This window comes from Pantoea graminicola, assembly GCF_048452665.1.
Classification (GTDB): Bacteria; Pseudomonadota; Gammaproteobacteria; order Enterobacterales; family Enterobacteriaceae; genus Pantoea.
Genome location: NZ_JBLWSJ010000002.1, coordinates 735,051 through 753,854, shown reverse-complemented (window position 1 = coordinate 753,854; position 18,804 = coordinate 735,051). Strand labels below are relative to the sequence as shown.

Annotated in this window: 18 protein-coding genes; 5 read left to right on the top strand and 13 right to left on the bottom strand. The window is 57.9% G+C overall.

What is annotated here, in order from left to right; all coding sequences use genetic code 11:
- Nucleotides 1-11: 11 nt before the first annotated feature.
- The 3 genes from mmuP (at nucleotide 12) to ACNY69_RS07520 (ending at nucleotide 2,851) form a co-directional block, all read left to right on the top strand.
- Complete coding sequence (gene mmuP, locus ACNY69_RS07530) at nucleotides 12-1,421, top strand: S-methylmethionine permease (RefSeq protein WP_111139920.1); 1,410 nt, start codon at nucleotides 12-14, stop codon at nucleotides 1,419-1,421.
- Nucleotides 1,411-2,346 (top strand): homocysteine S-methyltransferase, encoded by a 936-nt coding sequence (mmuM, locus tag ACNY69_RS07525; protein ID WP_293773069.1) that lies wholly within the window; start codon nucleotides 1,411-1,413, stop codon nucleotides 2,344-2,346. Before mmuP ends, mmuM begins: the two co-directional genes overlap by 11 nt.
- 85 nt (nucleotides 2,347-2,431) lie before the next feature.
- Nucleotides 2,432-2,851, top strand: coding sequence for a hypothetical protein (locus tag ACNY69_RS07520; RefSeq protein ID WP_128085597.1), 420 nt, complete (start codon nucleotides 2,432-2,434; stop codon nucleotides 2,849-2,851).
- Here ACNY69_RS07520 and speG read toward each other — a convergent pair whose 3' ends face one another.
- The 6 genes from speG to ACNY69_RS07490 form a co-directional block, all read right to left on the bottom strand.
- The gene (gene speG, locus ACNY69_RS07515) at nucleotides 2,852-3,397 is read right to left on the bottom strand and encodes a spermidine N1-acetyltransferase (protein WP_111139923.1); all 546 of its coding nucleotides are present in this window, start codon (nucleotides 3,395-3,397) and stop codon (nucleotides 2,852-2,854) included.
- A 204-nt stretch (nucleotides 3,398-3,601) separates the two neighbouring features.
- Nucleotides 3,602-4,279 carry an ABC transporter ATP-binding protein gene (locus ACNY69_RS07510; protein WP_293773061.1) on the bottom strand — a complete coding sequence of 226 codons (678 nt, stop codon included), beginning with the start codon at nucleotides 4,277-4,279 and terminating at the stop codon, nucleotides 3,602-3,604.
- Nucleotides 4,272-5,102 (bottom strand): ABC transporter ATP-binding protein, encoded by an 831-nt coding sequence (locus ACNY69_RS07505; protein ID WP_111139925.1) that lies wholly within the window; start codon nucleotides 5,100-5,102, stop codon nucleotides 4,272-4,274. The genes ACNY69_RS07510 and ACNY69_RS07505 overlap by 8 nt, the downstream gene beginning before the upstream one ends.
- On the bottom strand, nucleotides 5,092-5,949 hold the full coding sequence (locus ACNY69_RS07500; protein ID WP_111139926.1) for an ABC transporter permease: 858 nt from the start codon (nucleotides 5,947-5,949) through the stop codon (nucleotides 5,092-5,094). Before ACNY69_RS07500 ends, ACNY69_RS07505 begins: the two co-directional genes overlap by 11 nt.
- The gene (locus ACNY69_RS07495) at nucleotides 5,946-6,998 is read right to left on the bottom strand and encodes an ABC transporter permease (RefSeq protein ID WP_111139927.1); all 1,053 of its coding nucleotides are present in this window, start codon (nucleotides 6,996-6,998) and stop codon (nucleotides 5,946-5,948) included. Before ACNY69_RS07495 ends, ACNY69_RS07500 begins: the two co-directional genes overlap by 4 nt.
- A complete protein-coding gene (locus ACNY69_RS07490) occupies nucleotides 6,998-8,566 on the bottom strand; it encodes an ABC transporter substrate-binding protein (protein ID WP_111139928.1) in 1,569 nt (522 codons plus the stop codon). The genes ACNY69_RS07495 and ACNY69_RS07490 overlap by 1 nt, the downstream gene beginning before the upstream one ends.
- Nucleotides 8,567-9,214: 648 nt before the next feature.
- Here ACNY69_RS07490 and mgtA point away from each other — a divergent pair.
- Nucleotides 9,215-11,917, top strand: a complete 2,703-nt coding sequence (mgtA, locus tag ACNY69_RS07485) for a magnesium-translocating P-type ATPase (RefSeq protein ID WP_418797766.1) — start codon at nucleotides 9,215-9,217, stop codon at nucleotides 11,915-11,917.
- Between the two features lie 18 nt (nucleotides 11,918-11,935).
- Complete coding sequence (gene mgtU / locus ACNY69_RS07480) at nucleotides 11,936-12,022, top strand: magnesium transporter protection protein MgtU (protein ID WP_353887348.1); 87 nt, start codon at nucleotides 11,936-11,938, stop codon at nucleotides 12,020-12,022.
- A gap of 48 nt (nucleotides 12,023-12,070) precedes the next feature.
- Here mgtU and ACNY69_RS07475 read toward each other — a convergent pair whose 3' ends face one another.
- The 7 genes from ACNY69_RS07475 to ACNY69_RS07445 all read right to left on the bottom strand — a co-directional run bounded on the left by ACNY69_RS07475 (nucleotide 12,071) and on the right by ACNY69_RS07445 (nucleotide 18,799).
- Nucleotides 12,071-12,925, bottom strand: coding sequence for a PA4780 family RIO1-like protein kinase (locus tag ACNY69_RS07475; protein WP_367395732.1), 855 nt, complete (start codon nucleotides 12,923-12,925; stop codon nucleotides 12,071-12,073).
- A 300-nt stretch (nucleotides 12,926-13,225) separates the two neighbouring features.
- Nucleotides 13,226-13,714 carry a cold-shock protein gene (locus tag ACNY69_RS07470; RefSeq protein WP_111139931.1) on the bottom strand — a complete coding sequence of 163 codons (489 nt, stop codon included), beginning with the start codon at nucleotides 13,712-13,714 and terminating at the stop codon, nucleotides 13,226-13,228.
- Between the two features lie 222 nt (nucleotides 13,715-13,936).
- Nucleotides 13,937-14,182: a DUF2543 family protein gene (locus ACNY69_RS07465; RefSeq protein ID WP_111139949.1), complete on the bottom strand. Its 246-nt coding sequence runs from the start codon at nucleotides 14,180-14,182 to the stop codon at nucleotides 13,937-13,939.
- 147 nt (nucleotides 14,183-14,329) lie between these two features.
- Nucleotides 14,330-15,229 carry a fimbrial protein gene (locus ACNY69_RS07460; protein ID WP_293773039.1) on the bottom strand — a complete coding sequence of 300 codons (900 nt, stop codon included), beginning with the start codon at nucleotides 15,227-15,229 and terminating at the stop codon, nucleotides 14,330-14,332.
- A 57-nt stretch (nucleotides 15,230-15,286) separates the two neighbouring features.
- Nucleotides 15,287-15,775: a fimbrial protein gene (locus ACNY69_RS07455; RefSeq protein WP_293773036.1), complete on the bottom strand. Its 489-nt coding sequence runs from the start codon at nucleotides 15,773-15,775 to the stop codon at nucleotides 15,287-15,289.
- Between the two features lie 16 nt (nucleotides 15,776-15,791).
- Nucleotides 15,792-16,304, bottom strand: coding sequence for a fimbrial protein (locus ACNY69_RS07450; RefSeq protein WP_111139934.1), 513 nt, complete (start codon nucleotides 16,302-16,304; stop codon nucleotides 15,792-15,794).
- Nucleotides 16,295-18,799 (bottom strand): fimbria/pilus outer membrane usher protein, encoded by a 2,505-nt coding sequence (locus ACNY69_RS07445; protein ID WP_111139935.1) that lies wholly within the window; start codon nucleotides 18,797-18,799, stop codon nucleotides 16,295-16,297. The genes ACNY69_RS07450 and ACNY69_RS07445 overlap by 10 nt, the downstream gene beginning before the upstream one ends.
- Nucleotides 18,800-18,804 lie beyond the last annotated feature (5 nt).

Below are 18,804 nucleotides of genomic sequence, written 5' to 3'. Positions count from 1 at the left end.
GGATAAAAGTGATGAGCGAACAGCCAACTTCCTCGCAGGAAAAATTTAAACGCACCATGAAAGTGCGCCATCTGGTGATGTTATCGCTGGGTGGTGTCATCGGCACCGGCCTGTTTTTTAACACCGGCTATATTATCTCCACCACCGGCGCAGCGGGCACGCTGCTCGCCTATCTGATCGGCGCGCTGGTGGTCTGGCTGGTGATGGTCTGTCTGGGTGAGCTCTCGGTGGCGATGCCGGAAACCGGCGCTTTCCACGTCTACGCCGCACGCTATCTCAGCCCGGCCACCGGCTACACCGTAGCCTGGCTCTACTGGCTGACGTGGACCGTGGCGCTCGGCTCCAGCCTGACGGCGGCCGGTTTCTGTATGCAGTACTGGTTCCCGCAGATCCCGGTCTGGGCCTGGTGCCTGGTCTTCTGCTGCGCCATCTATCTGCTGAACGTCATCTCAACCCGCTTCTTTGCGGAAGGGGAGTTCTGGTTCTCGCTGATTAAAGTGGTGACGATTGTCGCGTTTATCCTGCTTGGCGGCGCGGCGATGTTCGGCTTTATCCCGATGAAAGATGGCACCCCCGCACCGGGCCTGAGCAATCTTACCGCGCACGGCTGGCTGCCCCACGGCGTCCTGCCGATTCTGATGACGATGGTGGCCGTGAACTTCGCCTTCTCCGGCACCGAACTGATCGGCATTGCGGCTGGAGAAACGCAGCAGCCGGAGAAAGTGCTGCCGCTGGCGATCCGCACCACTGTCGTCCGGCTGATTATCTTTTTCATCGGCACCGTGTTCGTGCTGGCGGCGCTGATCCCGATGGACCAGGCCGGCATCGTCAAAAGCCCGTTTGTGCTGGTGTTTGAAAAGATCGGCATCCCCTATGCGGCCGATATCATTAACTTTGTGATCCTGACCGCTATCCTCTCGGCGGCCAACTCCGGCCTCTACGCCTCCGGGCGGATGCTCTGGTCGCTGGCCAATGAAAATACGCTGCCGCGCGCCTTCGCCCGGGTAAACAGACGCGGCGTGCCGCTGCTGGCGATCACCGTCAGCATGGCGGGCGGCTTACTGGCGCTGATCTCCAGCGTGGTGGCACCGGATACCGTGTTTGTCGCGCTGTCAGCCATCTCTGGCTTTGCGGTGGTGGCGGTCTGGCTCAGCATCTGCGCCTCCCATTTTATGTTCCGTCGCCGTCATCTTCAGCAGGGCAAATCGCTGGCCGAGCTGACCTATCGTGCGCCGTTCTATCCGCTGGTGCCGGTGCTGGGCTTTCTGCTCTGCCTGCTGGCCTGTGTGGGACTGGCGTTCGATCCCACCCAGCGCATTGCGCTGTGGTGCGGCATCCCGTTTGTCCTGTTCTGCTACGCCGCTTACCATCTGACCCACAAAGCATCCACCCGGCCTGAGGAGGCTAACGATGTCGCATAACCCTGTCGCACAGGCTTTAACGGAGTCACCGCTGCTGATTCTCGATGGCGCCCTGGCCACCGAACTGGAAGCCCGCGGCTGTCATCTGGCCGATGCGCTCTGGTCAGCCAAAGTGCTGATGGAAAATCCTGAACTGATCTATCAGGTTCACTACGACTATTTTGTTGCCGGTGCACGCTGCGCCATCACCGCCAGCTATCAGGCGACCCCGCAGGGGTTTGCCGCGCGCGGTCTGGATGAGGCGCAGTCGCTGGCGCTGATTGCGCAGAGCGTGGAGCTGGCCCGTCGCGCCCGTCAGGACTATCTGGCGGTGCGGCCCGACGCGAAAACGCTGCTGGTGGCGGGCTCGGTCGGCCCCTATGGCGCATTCCTGGCGGATGGTTCGGAATATCGCGGCGACTATGCGCTGCCGGAAGCGGAGATGATCGCGTTCCACCGTCCGCGCGTGCAGGCGCTGCTGGCAGCCGGTGCCGATCTGCTGGCTTGCGAAACCCTGCCCTCCTTTGCCGAAGCGCAGGCGCTGGTGAAGCTGCTGGCGGAGTTTCCTGAGGGCCGGGCCTGGTTCTCGTTCACGCTGCGCGATGCCGGACACATCAGCGACGGCACGCCACTGACCGAGGTGGTGAGCTGGCTGAATCAGCAGCCGCAGGTTGTGGCGCTGGGCATCAACTGCGTGGCGCTGGAGAGCGTCACGCCCGCGCTGCAGCAGCTGCAGAAACTCACCGATAAGCCGCTGGTGGTCTATCCCAACTCCGGCGAACAGTATGATGCGGGCAGCAAAACCTGGCACTCCGCGCCGTCGGGCTGCACGCTGCATGACAAGCTGGGTGAGTGGCAACAGGCGGGCGCCAGGCTGATCGGCGGCTGCTGCCGCACCTCACCCAACGACATCGCCTCTATCGCCCGCGCTTGTCAACCGCAATAAGCTGGCTGAATCGGGCGATGATAGCCCGATTGAGTTGAAAAGGGCGGTCTACACTCTGATCATTGATCACTCTGTGGACCCCTTCATGAAACAGCGAATTCTGGCTCTGGCCGCCGCGCTGCTGCTCAGCGGCTGTGCCACCATCGTCGGCAATGAAACCCAGCTGGTGCGCATCGACTCTCTGCCGCAGGGCGCGCGCTTTACGGTGCAGGATGAGCGTGGCTATGCGGTCGCGCAGGGTTTCACGCCGCAGACCGTAGAGCTGGCGAAATCAACCGGCCGCTACTTTGGTAAAAAACATTACCTGCTGATGCTGGAAAGTCCGGGCTATGTGCCGGTGACGGTGCCGATCGAAGCACGCGCCAACCTCTGGTATCTGCTGGGCAATATTCCGCTGGGCGGTTTCCCCGGCTGGCTGCTGGTCGACCCCTTCTACGGCGGCATGTATGACCTTAAGCCGGACCACCCGCGTCCCTATATGAACCCGGTTGGCGCGCGCGGCTGATTACTGCGCGGTAGGCTTCACCATTCCGCCTGGCGTTTTGTGGTGCTCCAGATACTGATGCTGGAAAATGCACATGCGGATGGTGTTGCGATACTCCCCGTTAATAAAGAACTCATGCTTCAGCACGCCTTCAATCCCGAAGCCGAGCTTGGTGTAGATGTGGATCGCTTTCTCGTTCTCCTGATCGACAATCAGGTAGAGCTTATAGAGATTAAGCACCGAGAAGCCGTAATCCATCGCCAGCTTCGCTGCCTGCGTGGCCAGCCCTTTGCCCTGATGCGCCGGGTCGATAATGATCTGAAACTCGGCGCGACGATGCACATGGTTAATCTCGACCAGCTCCACTAATCCCGCCTTCTGCCCGCTGTGCTCCACCACAAAGCGCCGTTCGGTCTGATCGTGAATATGCTTGTTGTAGAGGTCGGACAGCTCCACAAAGGCCTCATAGGGCTCCTCAAACCAGTAACGCATCACGCTGGCGTTGTTATCGAGCTGGTGGACAAAGTGCAGATCTTCCCGCTCCAGCGGACGCAGTTTTACCGTCATGACCTTTTCCTCTTCTGAAAAAATTGCCGCGATTATATCCCATCAGCCCGCCGCTGCGTTTTGATCGACGCGCGCAGGCGGTGCCATTCCGGCATCAGATCGGAAAGGGCAGCGTGAAAAACAGCGAGAGGCAGGTGCAGGCAGGGGGAAAGGCGGAGCAGGGCGAGACAGACCGGACAGCCACGGGGGCCGTCCGGCCTGGCGTCAGGCTGAGATCTGCTCGATGATGCGGCCCTGCGCCATCCGCACGGCGCGATCGCACATGTGGTCGATCACATCGGGATCGTGGCTGACCAGCACCATCGTCAGGCCATCCTGCTGTTTCAGATCGTTGAGCAGGTTTAAGATCTCCGCCTGCACTGACATATCCAGCGCCGACGTCGGCTCATCGAGCAGCAGGATCTTCGGCTGCAGCAGCAGCGCGCGCACGATGGCGACACGCTGACGCTGACCGCCGGAGAGCTGATGCGGATAGCGGTCGGCCAGCGCGGGATCGAGGCCGACGTGGCGGAAGCCCTGGTCGATGCGATCGTTGATGTTGTCGCGTTTCAGCAGCTTCAGCGGCTCTGCCAGGGTGCGGCGCAGCCGGTGACGCGGATGCAGCGAGGCATAGGGGTCCTGAAACACCATCTGTACTTCCTGCCGCAGCGCACCGGTGAAGGCTTTGCCTGGCGTAACCGGATGACCGGCCAGCTGCATCTGGCCCTGCCAGTGCGGATTGAGGCCCGCCAGCACCCAGAGCAGCGAAGACTTGCCGCAGCCCGACGGCCCGACCAGGCCGAAACACTCGCCCGCGTTAACCTCCAGGTTAACCTCATGCACCACGGTGCGCAGATCGTAGCCCTGCTTATGGGCAACGCTGAGATCGGTCAGCTTAATCATATTTTGCCTCCAGCGCCGCGCGATCCAGCACCGGCAGTGGCTGACCGTGGGTCGCTTTGCCCGGCCGGCAGGCCCAGAGTGTGCGGGTGTAGGGATGGGTGGCACGCGGCAGATCGGCGGCGGGCAGCGTATCCAGCAGACGCCCCTTGTACATCACTATCACGCGTTCACAATGTTCCGAAACCTGCTGCAGGTCGTGGCTGATCAGCAGCAGTCCCATGTTGCGCGCTTCCACCAGACCGCGGATCAGCGCCAGTACCTGGTCGCGCATCGCATGATCCAGCGCGGAGGTGGGTTCATCGGCGATCAGAAAGTCCGGATCGGTGATCAGGGCGATCGCCAGCATGACGCGCTGGCCCATTCCGCCTGAGAGCTGATGAGGATACTGCTGCATCAGGCGACGCGGATCGGGCAGGCCGACCGCATCCAGCATGTCGCACACTTTCTCTCTGCGTTCGGCGCGGCTCAGACGGCGATGCAGGATCAGCGGCTCTTCCACCTGCCAGCCAATGGTGCGCGTCGGGTTAAGCGCATACTTCGGGTCCTGCATCACCATCGCCACGCGATTACCGCGCAGCTGGCTCCAGCGGCGCTCGCTCAACGTCAGCGCATTCTCACCGGCGACCTGAAGCTGGCTGGCCTGCAGATGCAGCGCGGGCGACAGCAGCCCCATCAGGCTGCGGGCGGTGAGTGACTTGCCGGAACCGGACTCGCCGACCAGCGCGACGCGCTCGCGACCCACGGAAAAACTGATGTGATCGACCAGCAGCGCATCATCACTGCGGATGGTCAGCCCCTCAGCATAGAGAAGATTATTTTGCATGACGGGTATCCAGTCGGTCGCGCAGGCCGTCGCCTGTCAGGTTAAAGGCCAGGCTGGCAAACAGGATTGCCGCGCCCGGAGCGGCGGCCACCCACCATTGGTCGAAGATCACTTTACTGCCTTCGGCCACCATCGAGCCCCATTCGGCGGTGGGCGGCTGAACGCCCATCCCCAGGAAACCGAGCCCGGCCGCGGCCAGGATAATCCCGCCCAGGCTGAGCGCCGCCCGCACCACGGCCGTCGGCAGGCAGAGCGGCAGAATATGACCGAACATCAGGCGGAAGCCGGTGATGCCCTGCATCCGGGCGGCAGCCAGATAATCGCTGCGGCGCAGCGCCAGAGTTTCAGCGCGCGCCTGGCGGGCAAAGGGTGGCCAGCTGGTCAGCGCCAGCGCCAGTGCGCCGTTCATCAGGCCGGGGCCAAGGATCGCCACCAGCGCCAGCGCGATCACCAGGTTCGGCAGCGACAGGAAGATATCCGTGATGCGCATCAGCAGGCGTTCGGTCCAGCCGCCGACGTAACCGGCGGTGATGCCGATCAGCAGGCCAGCCGGAATGGTCAGCAGCAGAATCAGCGACACCAGCAGCAGCGTCGGCCGCGTGCCATAAATTACGCGCGACAGCAGATCGCGGCCAAAGCCGTCAGTGCCAAACCAGTGCTGCGCCGAGGGCGCCAGCAGGCGGCTCGACATGGTCTGCACATTCGGATCGAAGGGCGCAATCAGCGGGGCCAGCAGCGCCATCAGGATAAGAATTGCGACCAGCGTCAGCCCTACGGTTAACGAGGTCACGCGTTGACGGCGACGACGTGGTCGCACCGTTTCGAGTTCAGAGAGTTGTTGCGTCATCGGGTTCTCGGATCGGTTAACCAGGTTAAGACATCCGCCAGGGTGTTAATCAGGATAAAGCAGGTGCCGATTAACAGGGTTGAGCCCAGAATCGCCGGCACATCGCCGGAGAACAGCGCGTTGGTCATGTAGCGGCCGACACCCGGCCAGGCGAAGACGGTTTCGGTCAGCACGGAGCCTTCCAGCAGGGTGGCGTAGGAGAGGGCGATCACCGTCACCAGCGTACCCAGTACGTTGGGGAAGATATGGCGCAGCAGGATGCGCACCCGACCCGCGCCTTTGGCACGCGCCAGCACCACATACTCTTTGCTGCTCTCTTCCAGCAGCGCCGCACGCAGCAGACGGGTAATGCCCGCCATCGCCAGCAGGCCCAGGATCACCACCGGCAGCCAGAGATGGGCTATCGCATTGCGGAACATCTCCGGTTCGCCCGACAGCCAGCTGTCGATCAGCACAAAGCCGGTCTTCGGCTCCAGGGTGTAGACCCAGATATCATCCAGCCGTCCCGGCCCGGCGGACCAGTGCAGCACGGCATAAAAGAGCAGCAGGCCCAGCAGACCGAGCCAGAACACCGGCACCGAGTAGCCCAGCAGCGAGATAAAGCGGGCGAGGTTATCGATCCAGCTGCCCGGTTTCCAGGCGGCCAGCAGCGCCAGCGTGACGCCAAAGACTACGGCGAAGATCATCGCGCAGGTCGCCAGCTCGATGGTGGCGGGGAAGGTGGTCATCAGATCGCCGCTCACCGACTGGTTGGTGAGGCGGGAGACGCCCAGATCGCCGTGGGCTAAATGTTCGATGTAGCGCCAGAACTGCATCAGCACCGGCTGATCGAGACCGAGGTCGTGACGCACCTGGGCATAGGTCGCTTCACTGGCGTGATCGCCGGCAATCTGCTGCACCGGATCGATTGGCGAGAGATGCGACAGCATAAAGGTAAAGGCGAGCAGGCCGAGCAGCGTGACCAGCAGCGACAGCACGCTACCGATCAGACGCCCGCCACGCTGCCAAAAAAGCCGGGCGAACCCGGCTGAAGGAACAGACTGTGCCATTACTTAGTGACCTGCGAGTAATACACCATGTCCGGGTTGATGCCCTGAACATAGCCTTTCAGGTTGTCGCGCAGCGCGATCAGGTTCTTCGCCTGCATCCCAATCACATACGGGGAGTTCTTCATCACCTCACGCTGCATCGCTTCATACAGGGCGATACGCTTCTTCGGATCGCTTTCGGCCGTGGCGGCAATAACCTGCTTGTTCAGTTCCGGGATATGCCAGTCTGAACGGTAAGCGATGGTTTTACTGCCATCTTCCGGGTTGTAAGCAAAGGAGGCAGCGTTGGTATTCGGATCGAAGTAGTCGGAGCCCCAGGCGTTCAGCGTCGCTTCATATTTATGCGCTTTCACGTTGGTCGAGACTTCAGAACTCAGGCCCGGCACCACTTCCACCTTCACGCCGCCTTTAGCAAAGCTGCCCTGCAGCGCCTGCGCGATATCCAGATAAGGCGGCTGGTTGCTGGTAGAGAGTTTAAAGCTGACGTTGTTCAGGCCCGCTTTCTTCAGGATCGCTTTGGCTTTCTCCGGGTCGTAGCTGTAAGGCGTGTCGTTGATTGCGCCCAGGAAACCTTTAGGCAAAAAGCTCTGATGCACGTCGAACTGGCCTTTCAGCAGCTCGTTAGCGATGCCCTTGTAATCCCACAGGTAGCGCGCCGCTTCCCAGAAGGCCGGGTTCTTCAGCGTATCGTTGCCGCCGATGTTGAACTGGATGTAGTAGAGCGACGCCATCGGAATGGCTTCGGTCTTCACGCCCGGTTTGCCGTTCAGCGCCGCGATCTGATCGGCACCCAGGTTACGGGCGATATCGGCATCACCCTGCTCCAGCAGCAGACGACGCGCCGCAGGCTCCGGGACGTTCTTGATCAGGATGTTCTTCATCTTTGGTGCGCCCGCCGGTGAAGAGGGGTTGGCGCTGAGCAGCACGGCCTGATGCAGGACGACCTTGCGGATCTGATACGGGCCGCTGCCCGCAGAGTGCGTGGCCAGCCAGGCGTTACCCAGGTCACCGCTCTTCTGGTTGGCCATAACGGTTTTTTCATCGACGATCGAGGAGACCGGGGCGGAGAGCAGGCTCAGCACATAGGTCGGGCTGACGTCGGCAGTCCAGCTGATCTGCACATGATTGTCGTCAACCTTCTTCAGGAAGCCATCGACGTTATCTTTGGTCCAGCCGAGCTGCGTCAGGATGAAAGAGGGGTCGAGGTTCAGCTTCACCACGCGGCCCAGCGAGAAGATCACATCTTCCGGGCGCAGCGGATTGCCGGTAGAGAATTTTGCATCTTTACGCAGTTCAAACGTCAGGCTGCGGTTGTCGCTGCCTGGCTGCCAGGAGGTGGCCAGCGTCGGCTTCAGATCCACCGGATTCTGCGGGTCGGACTGAACCAGACGCTGATAGATGTTCGTGAAAGCCTGTACGCTGGTGAGTTCAAACCCTTTGGCCGGGTCAAAGCTGTCGGCATCGTCCGTTGACTGGGCAATGACCAGCGTATCTTTGGGTGTTGCGGCCTGGGCTGTGAAAGCGGCAGCCAGCGTCAGCGCCAGCAGGGATGGAATTATAGTTTTCATGAAATTTCCTTGCCTCTAAAAAGTTACGCGAGTTTACGAAAGGGGAGATATGAAGAATAGTCGAATATGGGCTAATCATATGACTAAAAGTTATAAGGGTGAGGTTGTTGTTATAAGAAAATCGCCATTTTGTTAGCGAAGCGGCAGGCGGAGCAGAAACAAATCCTCAACAGGGCGTTTATTTGTGCCTGAACAGCTTTACCCGGACTTTCCTCTCTTTATAATAGCGGCAAATCATTTCAGGAGAATTCAGTTGGACAGTCACCCTGGTTTAATCATTATTCTGGCAAGCTGATTCTTCTCTGCTGCTTGCCACCCGGCGAGCAGCGATCCCCGCTTTAATTCACGATCGCGCTCCTTATTTTTAATCCTGTCATTTACAGGAGTGCGCGTTATGCTGCTGTTTATTCTTGCACTTTTTCCTCCGCCTCGATCGGCGTAGCCCTGGCTGCGCCCGAACGCCGATATCAGACCTTTATTACGCTGAGTAAAACCAGCGTCATGTTCACCTGCGCGCGTCACTATTTCTGGCGTGGGCGAAATATTTTCAAAGGTCGTCAGAGTAAATAACCCGGCTCTGCCAGGTTCCTGCCATGCACATTATTTTCGTGCAGGACAACACATGCTTTAAATCAGGGAGATGTCGAAATGAGCGACATGAAACTGGAGCAGGTTGCGATGCGTTCATCCGGCAACCGTAACGATAAAAAAAGTAAAAAAATGTACGCTGTGGCACAGCATGCCGGTCAGCACGTTGAGATGACACTGGCCGATCTCCGCAGCCATCGCCAGGGACTGACCCGGGACGAGGCCGCGAAGCGCCTGGCCATCTATGGCCGTAATGAAGTGGCACATGAGAAAGCGCCCCCCGCGCTGGTTCAACTGCTGATGGCGTTTAACAACCCCTTCATCTATGTCTTACTGGTCCTGGCGCTGGTGAGTCTGTTTACCGACTATATCCTGCCGCTGCGCGCAGGCGAGGAGACGGATCTCTCCGGGGTGATCATCATCTGCACGATGGTGATCCTGAGCGGGCTGCTGCGCTTCTGGCAGGAGTTCCGCACCAACCGGGCGGCGCAGGCTCTGCAGTCACTGGTTCGCAGCCAGGTGACTGTGCTGCGGCGTGAACCGGGCAGCGAAACTGCCCGGCGGCAGGATGTGGATATGAGTGAGCTGGTGCCGGGCGATGTGATTCTGCTGAGCACCGGCGATCAGGTGCCTGCCGATGTCCGCCTGCTGAGTGCACGCAATCTGTTTATCAGTGAAGCCGTGCTGACCGGTGAGTCACTGCCGGTGGAAAAGCAGAGCAGTGAAGCAGGCATCAAAGAGGAAGGACAGACCGTTCAGGAGCGGCTCTTATCAGCCAATATCGGCCTGATGGGCACCAGCGTTGCCAGCGGCACCGCCAGCGCAGTCGTGGTCGCCACCGGCGGCGACACCTGGTTTGGCTCGCTCGCCTCATCGCTGGTGGGAAGCCGTCCGCAGACCGCCTTCGATCGCGGGGTCAACAGCGTCAGCAAGCTGCTGATCCGCTTTATGCTGGTCATGGTTCCGGTGGTGCTGCTGATCAACGGCTTCACCAAAGGTGACTGGATGGATGCCACGCTGTTTGCGCTGGCCGTCGCGGTCGGCCTGACGCCGGAGATGCTGCCGATGATCGTCAGCGCCAACCTCGCCAAAGGGGCGATTGCGATGTCGCGCCGCAAAGTGATCGTGAAAAAGCTCAACGCCATCCAGAACCTGGGCGCGATGGATGTCCTCTGCACCGATAAAACCGGCACGCTGACCCAGGACACCATCCTGCTGGCGCATCATCTGGATGTGCACGGCCGGGAAGATCAGCAGGTGCTGCTGCTGGCCTGGCTCAACAGCGGCAGTCAGAGCGGCGTAAAAAATCTCATGGACCGCGCGGTGCTCTGCGCGGGTGACAGCGTGATTTCACCGGCTCAGCGCAGCCAGTTCCAGCTGGTCGATGAGCTGCCGTTCGATTTTACCCGCCGCCGGGTATCGGTGCTGGTGGAGGATCTGACGCAGCACCGTTCGCAGCTGATCTGCAAAGGGGCCGTGGAAGAGATGCTGGCGGTCAGCGTCGCCGTGCGGCAGGGCGATGCGGTGGTGGCACTGGATGCGGACCAGCGTGCCGCGCTGATGGCGCAGACCGAACGCTATCATCAGCAGGGCTATCGTGTACTGCTGGTCGCTACCCGGGAGGGGGCGCTGCATACGCCGCTCAGCGACAGTGATGAGCGCGACCTGGTTATCCAGGGGATGCTGACCTTCCGCGATCCGCCCAAAGCCAGCGCAGGCAGGGCGATCACAGCGCTGCGCGACAGCGGCGTGGCGGTGAAGGTGCTGACCGGTGACAATCCGCTGGTCACTCAGCGGGTCTGTGCCGATGTGGGGCTGACCGATCCGGCGATGCTGACCGGCGATCAGATCGAGGCGATGAGCGATGAGGAGCTGGCGCAGGAGGCCGAACGCTGCACGCTGTTTGCAAAACTGACGCCGCAGCAGAAATCCCGGCTGGTGCGCCTGCTGCAACAGAACGGTCACACCGTGGGTTTCCTGGGCGATGGCATCAACGACGCGCCTGCGCTGCGGGCCGCCGACACCGGCATTTCCGTAGACAGCGCGGCGGATGTGGCGAAAGCCTCTTCAGATATCATCCTGCTGGAGAAGGATTTACAGGTGCTGAATGAGGGGGTACTCAAAGGACGCGAGACCTTTGGCAACATCATCAAGTATCTCAACATGACCGCCAGCTCAAACTTCGGCAACGTCTTCTCGCTGCTGGTGGCCAGCGCCTTTATTCCGTTTCTGCCGATGCTGTCGATTCATCTGCTGATTCAGAACCTGATGTATGACGTCTCCCAACTGGCGCTGCCGTGGGACAAGGTGGATCGGGAGTTCCTGAACAAGCCGCGCAAATGGGATGCCGGTAACATCAAACGCTTTATGCTGTGGATGGGCCCGACATCGTCAATCTTTGACGTCACCACCTTTGCGCTGATGTGGTTCATCTTCGGCGCGAACCATGCGGGCGTGCAGTCGCTGTTTCAGTCCGGCTGGTTTATTGAGGGGCTGCTGTCGCAGACGCTGGTGGTGCACATGCTGCGCACCCGGAAGATTCCGTTTATTCAGAGCCGCGCCACCTTACCGGTCATGCTGACCACGCTGGCGGTGATGGCGCTGGGCATCCTGATCCCGTTCTCACCGCTGGGCACGATGGTCGGACTGGTGCCGCTGCCATGGCAATATTTCCCCTGGCTGGTGCTGACGCTGTTCAGTTACTGCCTGGTGGCGCAGGGCATGAAACGGTTCTATATCCGTCGCTTTGGTCAGTGGTTCTAGGATCACAGGGAGGCAAAGATGAAAAGAAACCGGCTCGACAGCGTTTTTGTCGGCGTGATGGTCATCGGCTTAACCCTGATCGCGCTGACGGTAGTGGTACGCTAATCCCCGCTTAAACTAACAGGCAGCGAAGTGATTCGCTGCCTTTTCTGTTTAATCGCTGTCGCGCTCGCGCCTGGCGCGCTGGCGCTCGTAATGGTCATCCTCTGCGGTAATGATCTCATCCAGCAGCGAATCCATATCGACCGCGCGCTCCACTTCCACAAACTGTCCGGTCAGCGGCGTCTCAGGCGTCAGTTTGCCATCTTCATAGAGCTGCCAGATCTCTCTGGCGTAGCGCGTCTTCAGCAGCTGCGGGGCGAACTGGCCGTAGTACGCGGTAATGTTATTCACGTCACGTCTGAACATCGACCCGGCATGGTTGTTGGCCGCCGCATCGACCGCCTGCGGCAGATCGATAATCACCGGGCCCTGATCATCCAGCAGAACGTTGAATTCAGAAAGGTCACCGTGCACGATGCCCGCACAGAGCATGCGGACGATATTACGGATCATGGTGTTGAAGTCGGTAATCGCCTGCGCTTCGGAGAGGGTGACATCGCTGAGGCGCGGCGCGACCGCGCCATTGTCGTCGGTGACCAGCTCCATCAGCAGCACGCCGTCAATGCAGAGGTAGGGCTGAGGCACGCGAACCCCCGCGTTTGCCAGGCGGAACAGCGCATCGACTTCGGCAGTCTGCCAGGACTCTTCCTGCTGCTTACGACCAAACTTCGAGCCTTTCTGCATCGCGCGGGCATTGCGGCTGTTGCGGGTTTTGCGGCCTTCCTGATACTGGACGGCCTGTTTGAAGCTACGCTGAGACGCTTCTTTATAGACTTTGGCGCACTGCACCTTGTCGCCGCATAGCACGGTGTAAACGTCTGCTTCCTTGCCGCTTTTGAGCCGCTGCAGCACATCGTCAATCAGGCCGTCATCGACCAGAGGCTGGATTCTGTTTGGGATCTTCATGCAGCGTTAACCCTTATTTCACCCGCTTTTCGTATCAATCTGCGATGATGGAAGCCGTGATAATCACGGAAAGAAGTCTCTGATTCTACCCTGGAAAATGGCTTAATGGGGATGATCCTTGATGAGATAGGCTTCTGAGCGCGCTTTTCGCCTGACCCGCCAGGCAGTGCGGCGAAGCGGACGACGCTCAGCCAGCGGATTGCGCCAGCGTAATCGGCGTGTGGGTTTTAAAAAGGCGTCGGCTGACTGTCAGGCAGGCTGGCCGGGCATGGGCGGGCAGGCCCCCGGCCAGCCTGAAGATTACTTCAGGCTTTTGAGCAGCTTAACGGTGCTCTCAACGTCGATCTCATCTTCAGAGAAGATCAGGGTCGTGCCCTGGAAAGTGGTGACCGCCAGTTTCTTCAGGGAGCGCATCTCACCCGCTCTGATGTCAGATTTTGGCCGGATATTATTCAGCAGCAGACCCACTGACAGCACCGCATTCTCTTTATCAATACCGGTATCTGCCGGGACCTCTTCGCTGTAGACCAGGTAAGATTTAATCGAAGTGATCTTGATACGTTCACCGGCGATAAAGATATATTTGCTTTCCGGGGCCACCTTCACCGCATAGGCCGACAGGCCTTTGTTGTTGGTGGTCGGCTCAAACGTCACCGCCGCATCTTTCTTAATCAGATCAGGATTGGCGACCTTGATCACATGAAAATAGCGGTTGTCGCCGTTTTCATCTTTGATAAAGCCGAATCCTTTATCTTTAAACCAGGTTGTGATTGTTCCGTTCATCGCCATTTTTTGCCTGCTTAATCTACTCAGTTTTTTACAGCGCGCAGTGTAAAGCACAATGCCTGCGCAGACTATATCAGTCTGGATGATAATTCAGGGCGGTGCCAGAGGGCAGGTGCCGCGTGGAAGGCGTGGCTGCCCGACCCGGAGAAGGAGGAGGCGCAGGCTCAGATGCACGCCTCAGGCTGACCGGATGCGCCGCTTCAGCTGCACCAGGCCGCTTCTGCGTTACTCATTGCCCCAGCGGTTCAGGAACTCAGCGATATCATCGATACGCTCCTCGTCGATGCCGGCTTCACGCGCCATCTCCTGCTGCGATTCTTCGCTAATCTCTTCGTTGTTCATTAAACGGGTGATCAGCAGCTGAAAGTAGTAAGCCAGCGGCGTGCGCTCGGCTTCGCTCACCGGCTTAGCGGACTCCGTCGCATACTCATCTGCAACATCGTAGTATTTGAGAGAAATTTCGTTATTCATAATGGGGTCCGCAGCGTTGAGGTTAGGTTCAGGCCGCGCCAGCATCTGTGGCCCGGCTTACCGGGGGATTATTTCGTGTTTAGACCGGGGCTGTAAAGGGGAAGCGGCGGCCTTCCTGAATACGTCAGGTAAAACGCGCATGCTGCCCTATTTATAGTCAAAGGTCAGCGTATAATCGGCGCTGAAACTGCCTGTCGGTGCCGGAGAGGATGCCAGCTGCGGAGAGAATTTCAGCTGGTAAGTGTTAATCCCCTGTTGAAAAACCTGCGTGCTGGTCTGATTTAAAACGACCGGAGAACCATTCCGGGACACCTGCATGTTCAGACCGGCGAGTGACGTTTTTGACAGGCCCTGTGTCGCGTTCACAATTGGCTTACCGGCGTTCAGCTGCACATCGACATTGGTCCGTGCCGGACAGTTTACCGCGATCGCCAGCTCGCGGTAGGGATTGTCAGACAGACGGTTATCCAGATCGCCAAAGTTAACCGCGAAATTTGTATCGGCGACGGTACAGGGCCTGGCTGCAACGGTATAGGTGTAATAAAAACTGGTGATCTGTTCTGAATATCCGACCAGAACTCTGGGAGTTTGATATAAATCTATTTTTCCTACAAAAGTTCCGATTCCAGCAAGATTGATTAATATACGGTATCGCATGGAAAAAGAGAGCCTTGAATTAGCGCCCAGAGGAAAGTTGCAGGCGAAATTAGTAGGCCCGATACATATATTTGTCGGTTTATTAATCTGGTAGGTCGGAACCTGGGTGTTATTATAAACCATAGGGATCAGGAAGCCAGCTTTCAAACCATTGACGGGTTCGCTTTTATATGAAAGTGAGGCGCCATATAAAAAACTCCTGTTTACATTGCAGGTAAATTGATTAAGAGGTCCATCGATATAAGCATTATAATCAGTGGTGACCCCTTGCTGAACAACCCCTAAATCCACCATCATAAGAGACGGTGTACATACCATATCTGCGGCTTTACAGGTAAAGGCAGAAATCAGGAGAATCAAGATAAACCCTGTCTTTAAAATAATGGACATAACGCTCCCCTGGAAAAATAGTAAAAATATAAAATTGCTGATCTTACACAGCAAATATCAGCGGTACTCAATGCTCAGCAGGGCTGATGCAGAATAACTCCCGGCGGCTGCGCGGCTCTCATCGATAATGACCGGCCTGGCCTTTATGATAAACAGCGCCTCATTCAGCAGTGCGTGATTAATTGTCTCGCCAGGTTTAACGAGTCCGGTCAGGACGCCTGCCTGACTCAGGCCGTAGCCCATCTCCAGGCCGATGCCACTCAGATCCGTTTTCACCACGCCTGTCGGATCCGTCTGATCGGTTCGCAACGTAAAACTGACCGCAGTCAGCTTGTAGCAGCGTATTTTTATCGTTGCAGAGGTGGGTTTACTCTCCCCTTTGTAGAGCTGAGCAAGGCTCACCTCGGGAAGCGTAACGAGGCTGTCCGCGGGGAGTTCGGCCGCACAGGCCGGAGCCAGCAGATTCCCGCTGACATTCACATCCAGCCCCAGGGCGCCGCGACAGAGCGCAATATACATCACTCCCGCCATCATCCATCGTTTCATCAATACCGCCAGCCCGTCAGTCGTAATCAAGTTCAACGGTGAAACTGGCGCTGAAACTACTGACGCCCAGATCGGCCAGTTTAACCAGCCTGGCCGTCATTGAGAGGTCGGCCTGACCAGAGAGCCCGCTGAGTATTCTGTTGCCGGTCAGGCTGACCCGTTGTTGTTGTCCACCGGTCAGCGCCTGAGTCCCGCTCCACCAGAGCTCTATACCCAGGTTCCTGTAGCTGGTGACCGCCGTTGTCGTTGAACCACTGGCCAGTGAGGTTCCGCTGCCTGGCCGGACTGTTACCGTGACGGCTGAACCCGGCGGGCATTGTAATATCAGCGGAATATTTCCCGAGACAGTGTCATATTTGTCATAAGTGACCTCTCCCATATTGACACTGATTGATTTACTGGCAGCGTAAGTACAGGGTGGTTTTTTCAGCGAGCCGGTCACGCTGATATTCACCGTGTCTTTGGCATAAAGCGCATGAAAAGCGGTGAGAATATAAATAACGACTATCCGGGACAGAATTAATGACATACGGTATTCACCTTTATAACGCCTGATTTAGCGGATTGATGATTGCGGGTGGCGATTTCTCCGGCGCACCAACGCTCACTGTTAACTTTAATTTCAAAGCGCGCGTTGTCCGGCACGCCGGTTAAATAGGCGCTGCCATTATCGGACACCAGCGCGTCTGGCGTTATCTGCGCCTTTTCGGCGTCGATAAATACTTCAGCAGCGAAAGGTGCCGTCTCCCCCTGGCCATTTACGGCGTGTAATATAATTTTGTTGCCTTTCCTGCCGGAGAAATCAATGACGCTGAATGCCCCGCGTGTTGGCGTCACTTCGCCGACAAGTTTCTCAATTTCAACATTGTCATCCAGCGTATTGGTCCTGACCGACACCCGGTTCCGGGTATAGGGCGACGCATTGGTTAACATCGCATAGCCACTTTTATTGGTCCGGCTTTTTGACTGAAAATCAAAACCGACATTTTCGATGTTATTTGTCCGGGCAATAATGTTCGTCTCACCCAGCGTGGGCGATGCGATCAGCGAACCCCTATACAGCGTTAACCCGCCTTCGCCGCCGATATCCAGCTGATTGCGCAGATCGCTGTGTGACAGGTTGGTTCGCAGATTGCCTTTCGCACCGCTGTACTGCGCGGAAACGCCATAAGCCTGGGTCTTTCCCACGTCACCACGCATTGAGGATGCGTTGGCGCTGTAACTTAATCCCGGCAGGCTGTCCGAGGTATCCGATATCGTCACGCTATTGTTCAGGTTATTCGCGCTGTAACCTGACGTGGTGAAGAGACGCGGAGAGTGGCTGGTTGCACTCAACGGCATGCTGAAGGAGAGGGCAAACGCCGAGGTCTGCTTCTCCTGCAGATGACTGAATGTCCCGGAAAGCGTAATGCTTGCCCGACCGACGTTAAAACTGTACCCGGTCTGTAGCGTCTGGCGTGCCCGCTGTGACTGCCAGAAATCATCTTTGTTGTAGTTCAGATAGACGCTGCTGTTGTCGGTTAACCGCTGTGAAACCGTGGCAGAGACGCTGTTTTTCAGGCCGGATGTCGACAGGATGGCGTCACTGCTTTGCGAAACGGCGCGAGAATCGTCAAAGGCTTCACTGAATCGTCTGAACCCGCGGGTGTTATACCGATAGCCCGCCAGCGTCAGGTTAGTACCGGTGCCGCTGAAATCTTTTGCATAGCGCAGGCGAAGCGCATTGCCGCGCTGCGGCGCATCCGCTGCGCCTGCAGGCTTAAACACCGACAGCGTCGAGTCTGCGGACAGTGCACCATATCCCGCAAGATTGCGTGAAAAGCCCAGGTTATAGGCCTGATAGTTGCTGTTCAGTAAGGTACCGCCAAACAGGGTGGTGCTGCCGTTTAAGCCGTAGCGCGCCGTGCCCGCCACAAAGTAAGGTTCGGGCGTGTGATTCCCCGGATAGAGCGTGCGATATTCACCGGCGTTAACTTCATAAAAGAACTGGCCGCCGCGCACCATCACCGGCAGAGCGGACGCGGACTGGCGGTAAAACTGCTTCTCTCCGGCTTCATTTTCAATCGTGACCAGCAGGTCATCCCCGCCGCTGACCGAGGGGATATTGCCGATATTAAACGGGCCGGATGGCACCCAGCGCTCGAAGATCTTAAATCCGTTCTGCGAAACCGACACTTTCGAGCGGCCATTCGCCGTTCCCCGCAGGGTGGGCGCAAATCCCTGCGATTCGACGGGCAGCATGCTGATATCAGACGCCAGCTGCACGCCGCGATAGTTAATGCCCTCCAGGATCTCGCCATTTGAATAGACATCTCCCAGACTCAGGTTGGCATCAAGCTGCGGCAGCGGACGCTGCACATAATTCTGCGGTGAGGTGATCTCTCGCCTGTTCTCGCCATCATCCTGAATGTAGGTGACGTTCCTGAATCGCCAGGCACCATAGTTGAAGCCATTATTGAGTGAGGTAAAAGATGTCTTCTTACTCTTAACGGCGCTGTTTGCCGACCAGATTTGGGAATGGCTGAGGCTGTAGCCTGAAAAAAGAACGGTTTCGCCGTTATCCCAGCCCGCCTTGATCCGCGTTCTGTCTGCATCGTTCAGAAACGCCTGCGGAAGAGTGATCAGGAGTTTCTGCCGGGCGAAGTCATAGACGAAGTCAGCCCCCTCTAACGCCTCTGTGAAGGCGACACAGTTCCCCGAATGCTGCAGGCGAGACCACGCATCCTCCTTTAGTCCGGCATTTTTAAAAAACTCGCTGTCAAGGCAGGGCGTAATTTTATCGCGCTTTTTATCGTAGCTGAAATTAACCGACTGCTTCGCATACAGACTCTCGTTGATATAGATCTCAACCCAGTATTCACCGGCAGGCTGCGTGCGGGAGATATTGTCAACCTGCTTTTTAAGAGCATCCATATCTGCCGGGCTGCCGTTCAGCTCCAGGAATGAGGTGTTAAAACTGACGTCAGCAAACGAGAGTGTTGTATTAAACAGCAATAAAAAGGCCAGACAGGATATTTTATTCATGGCGG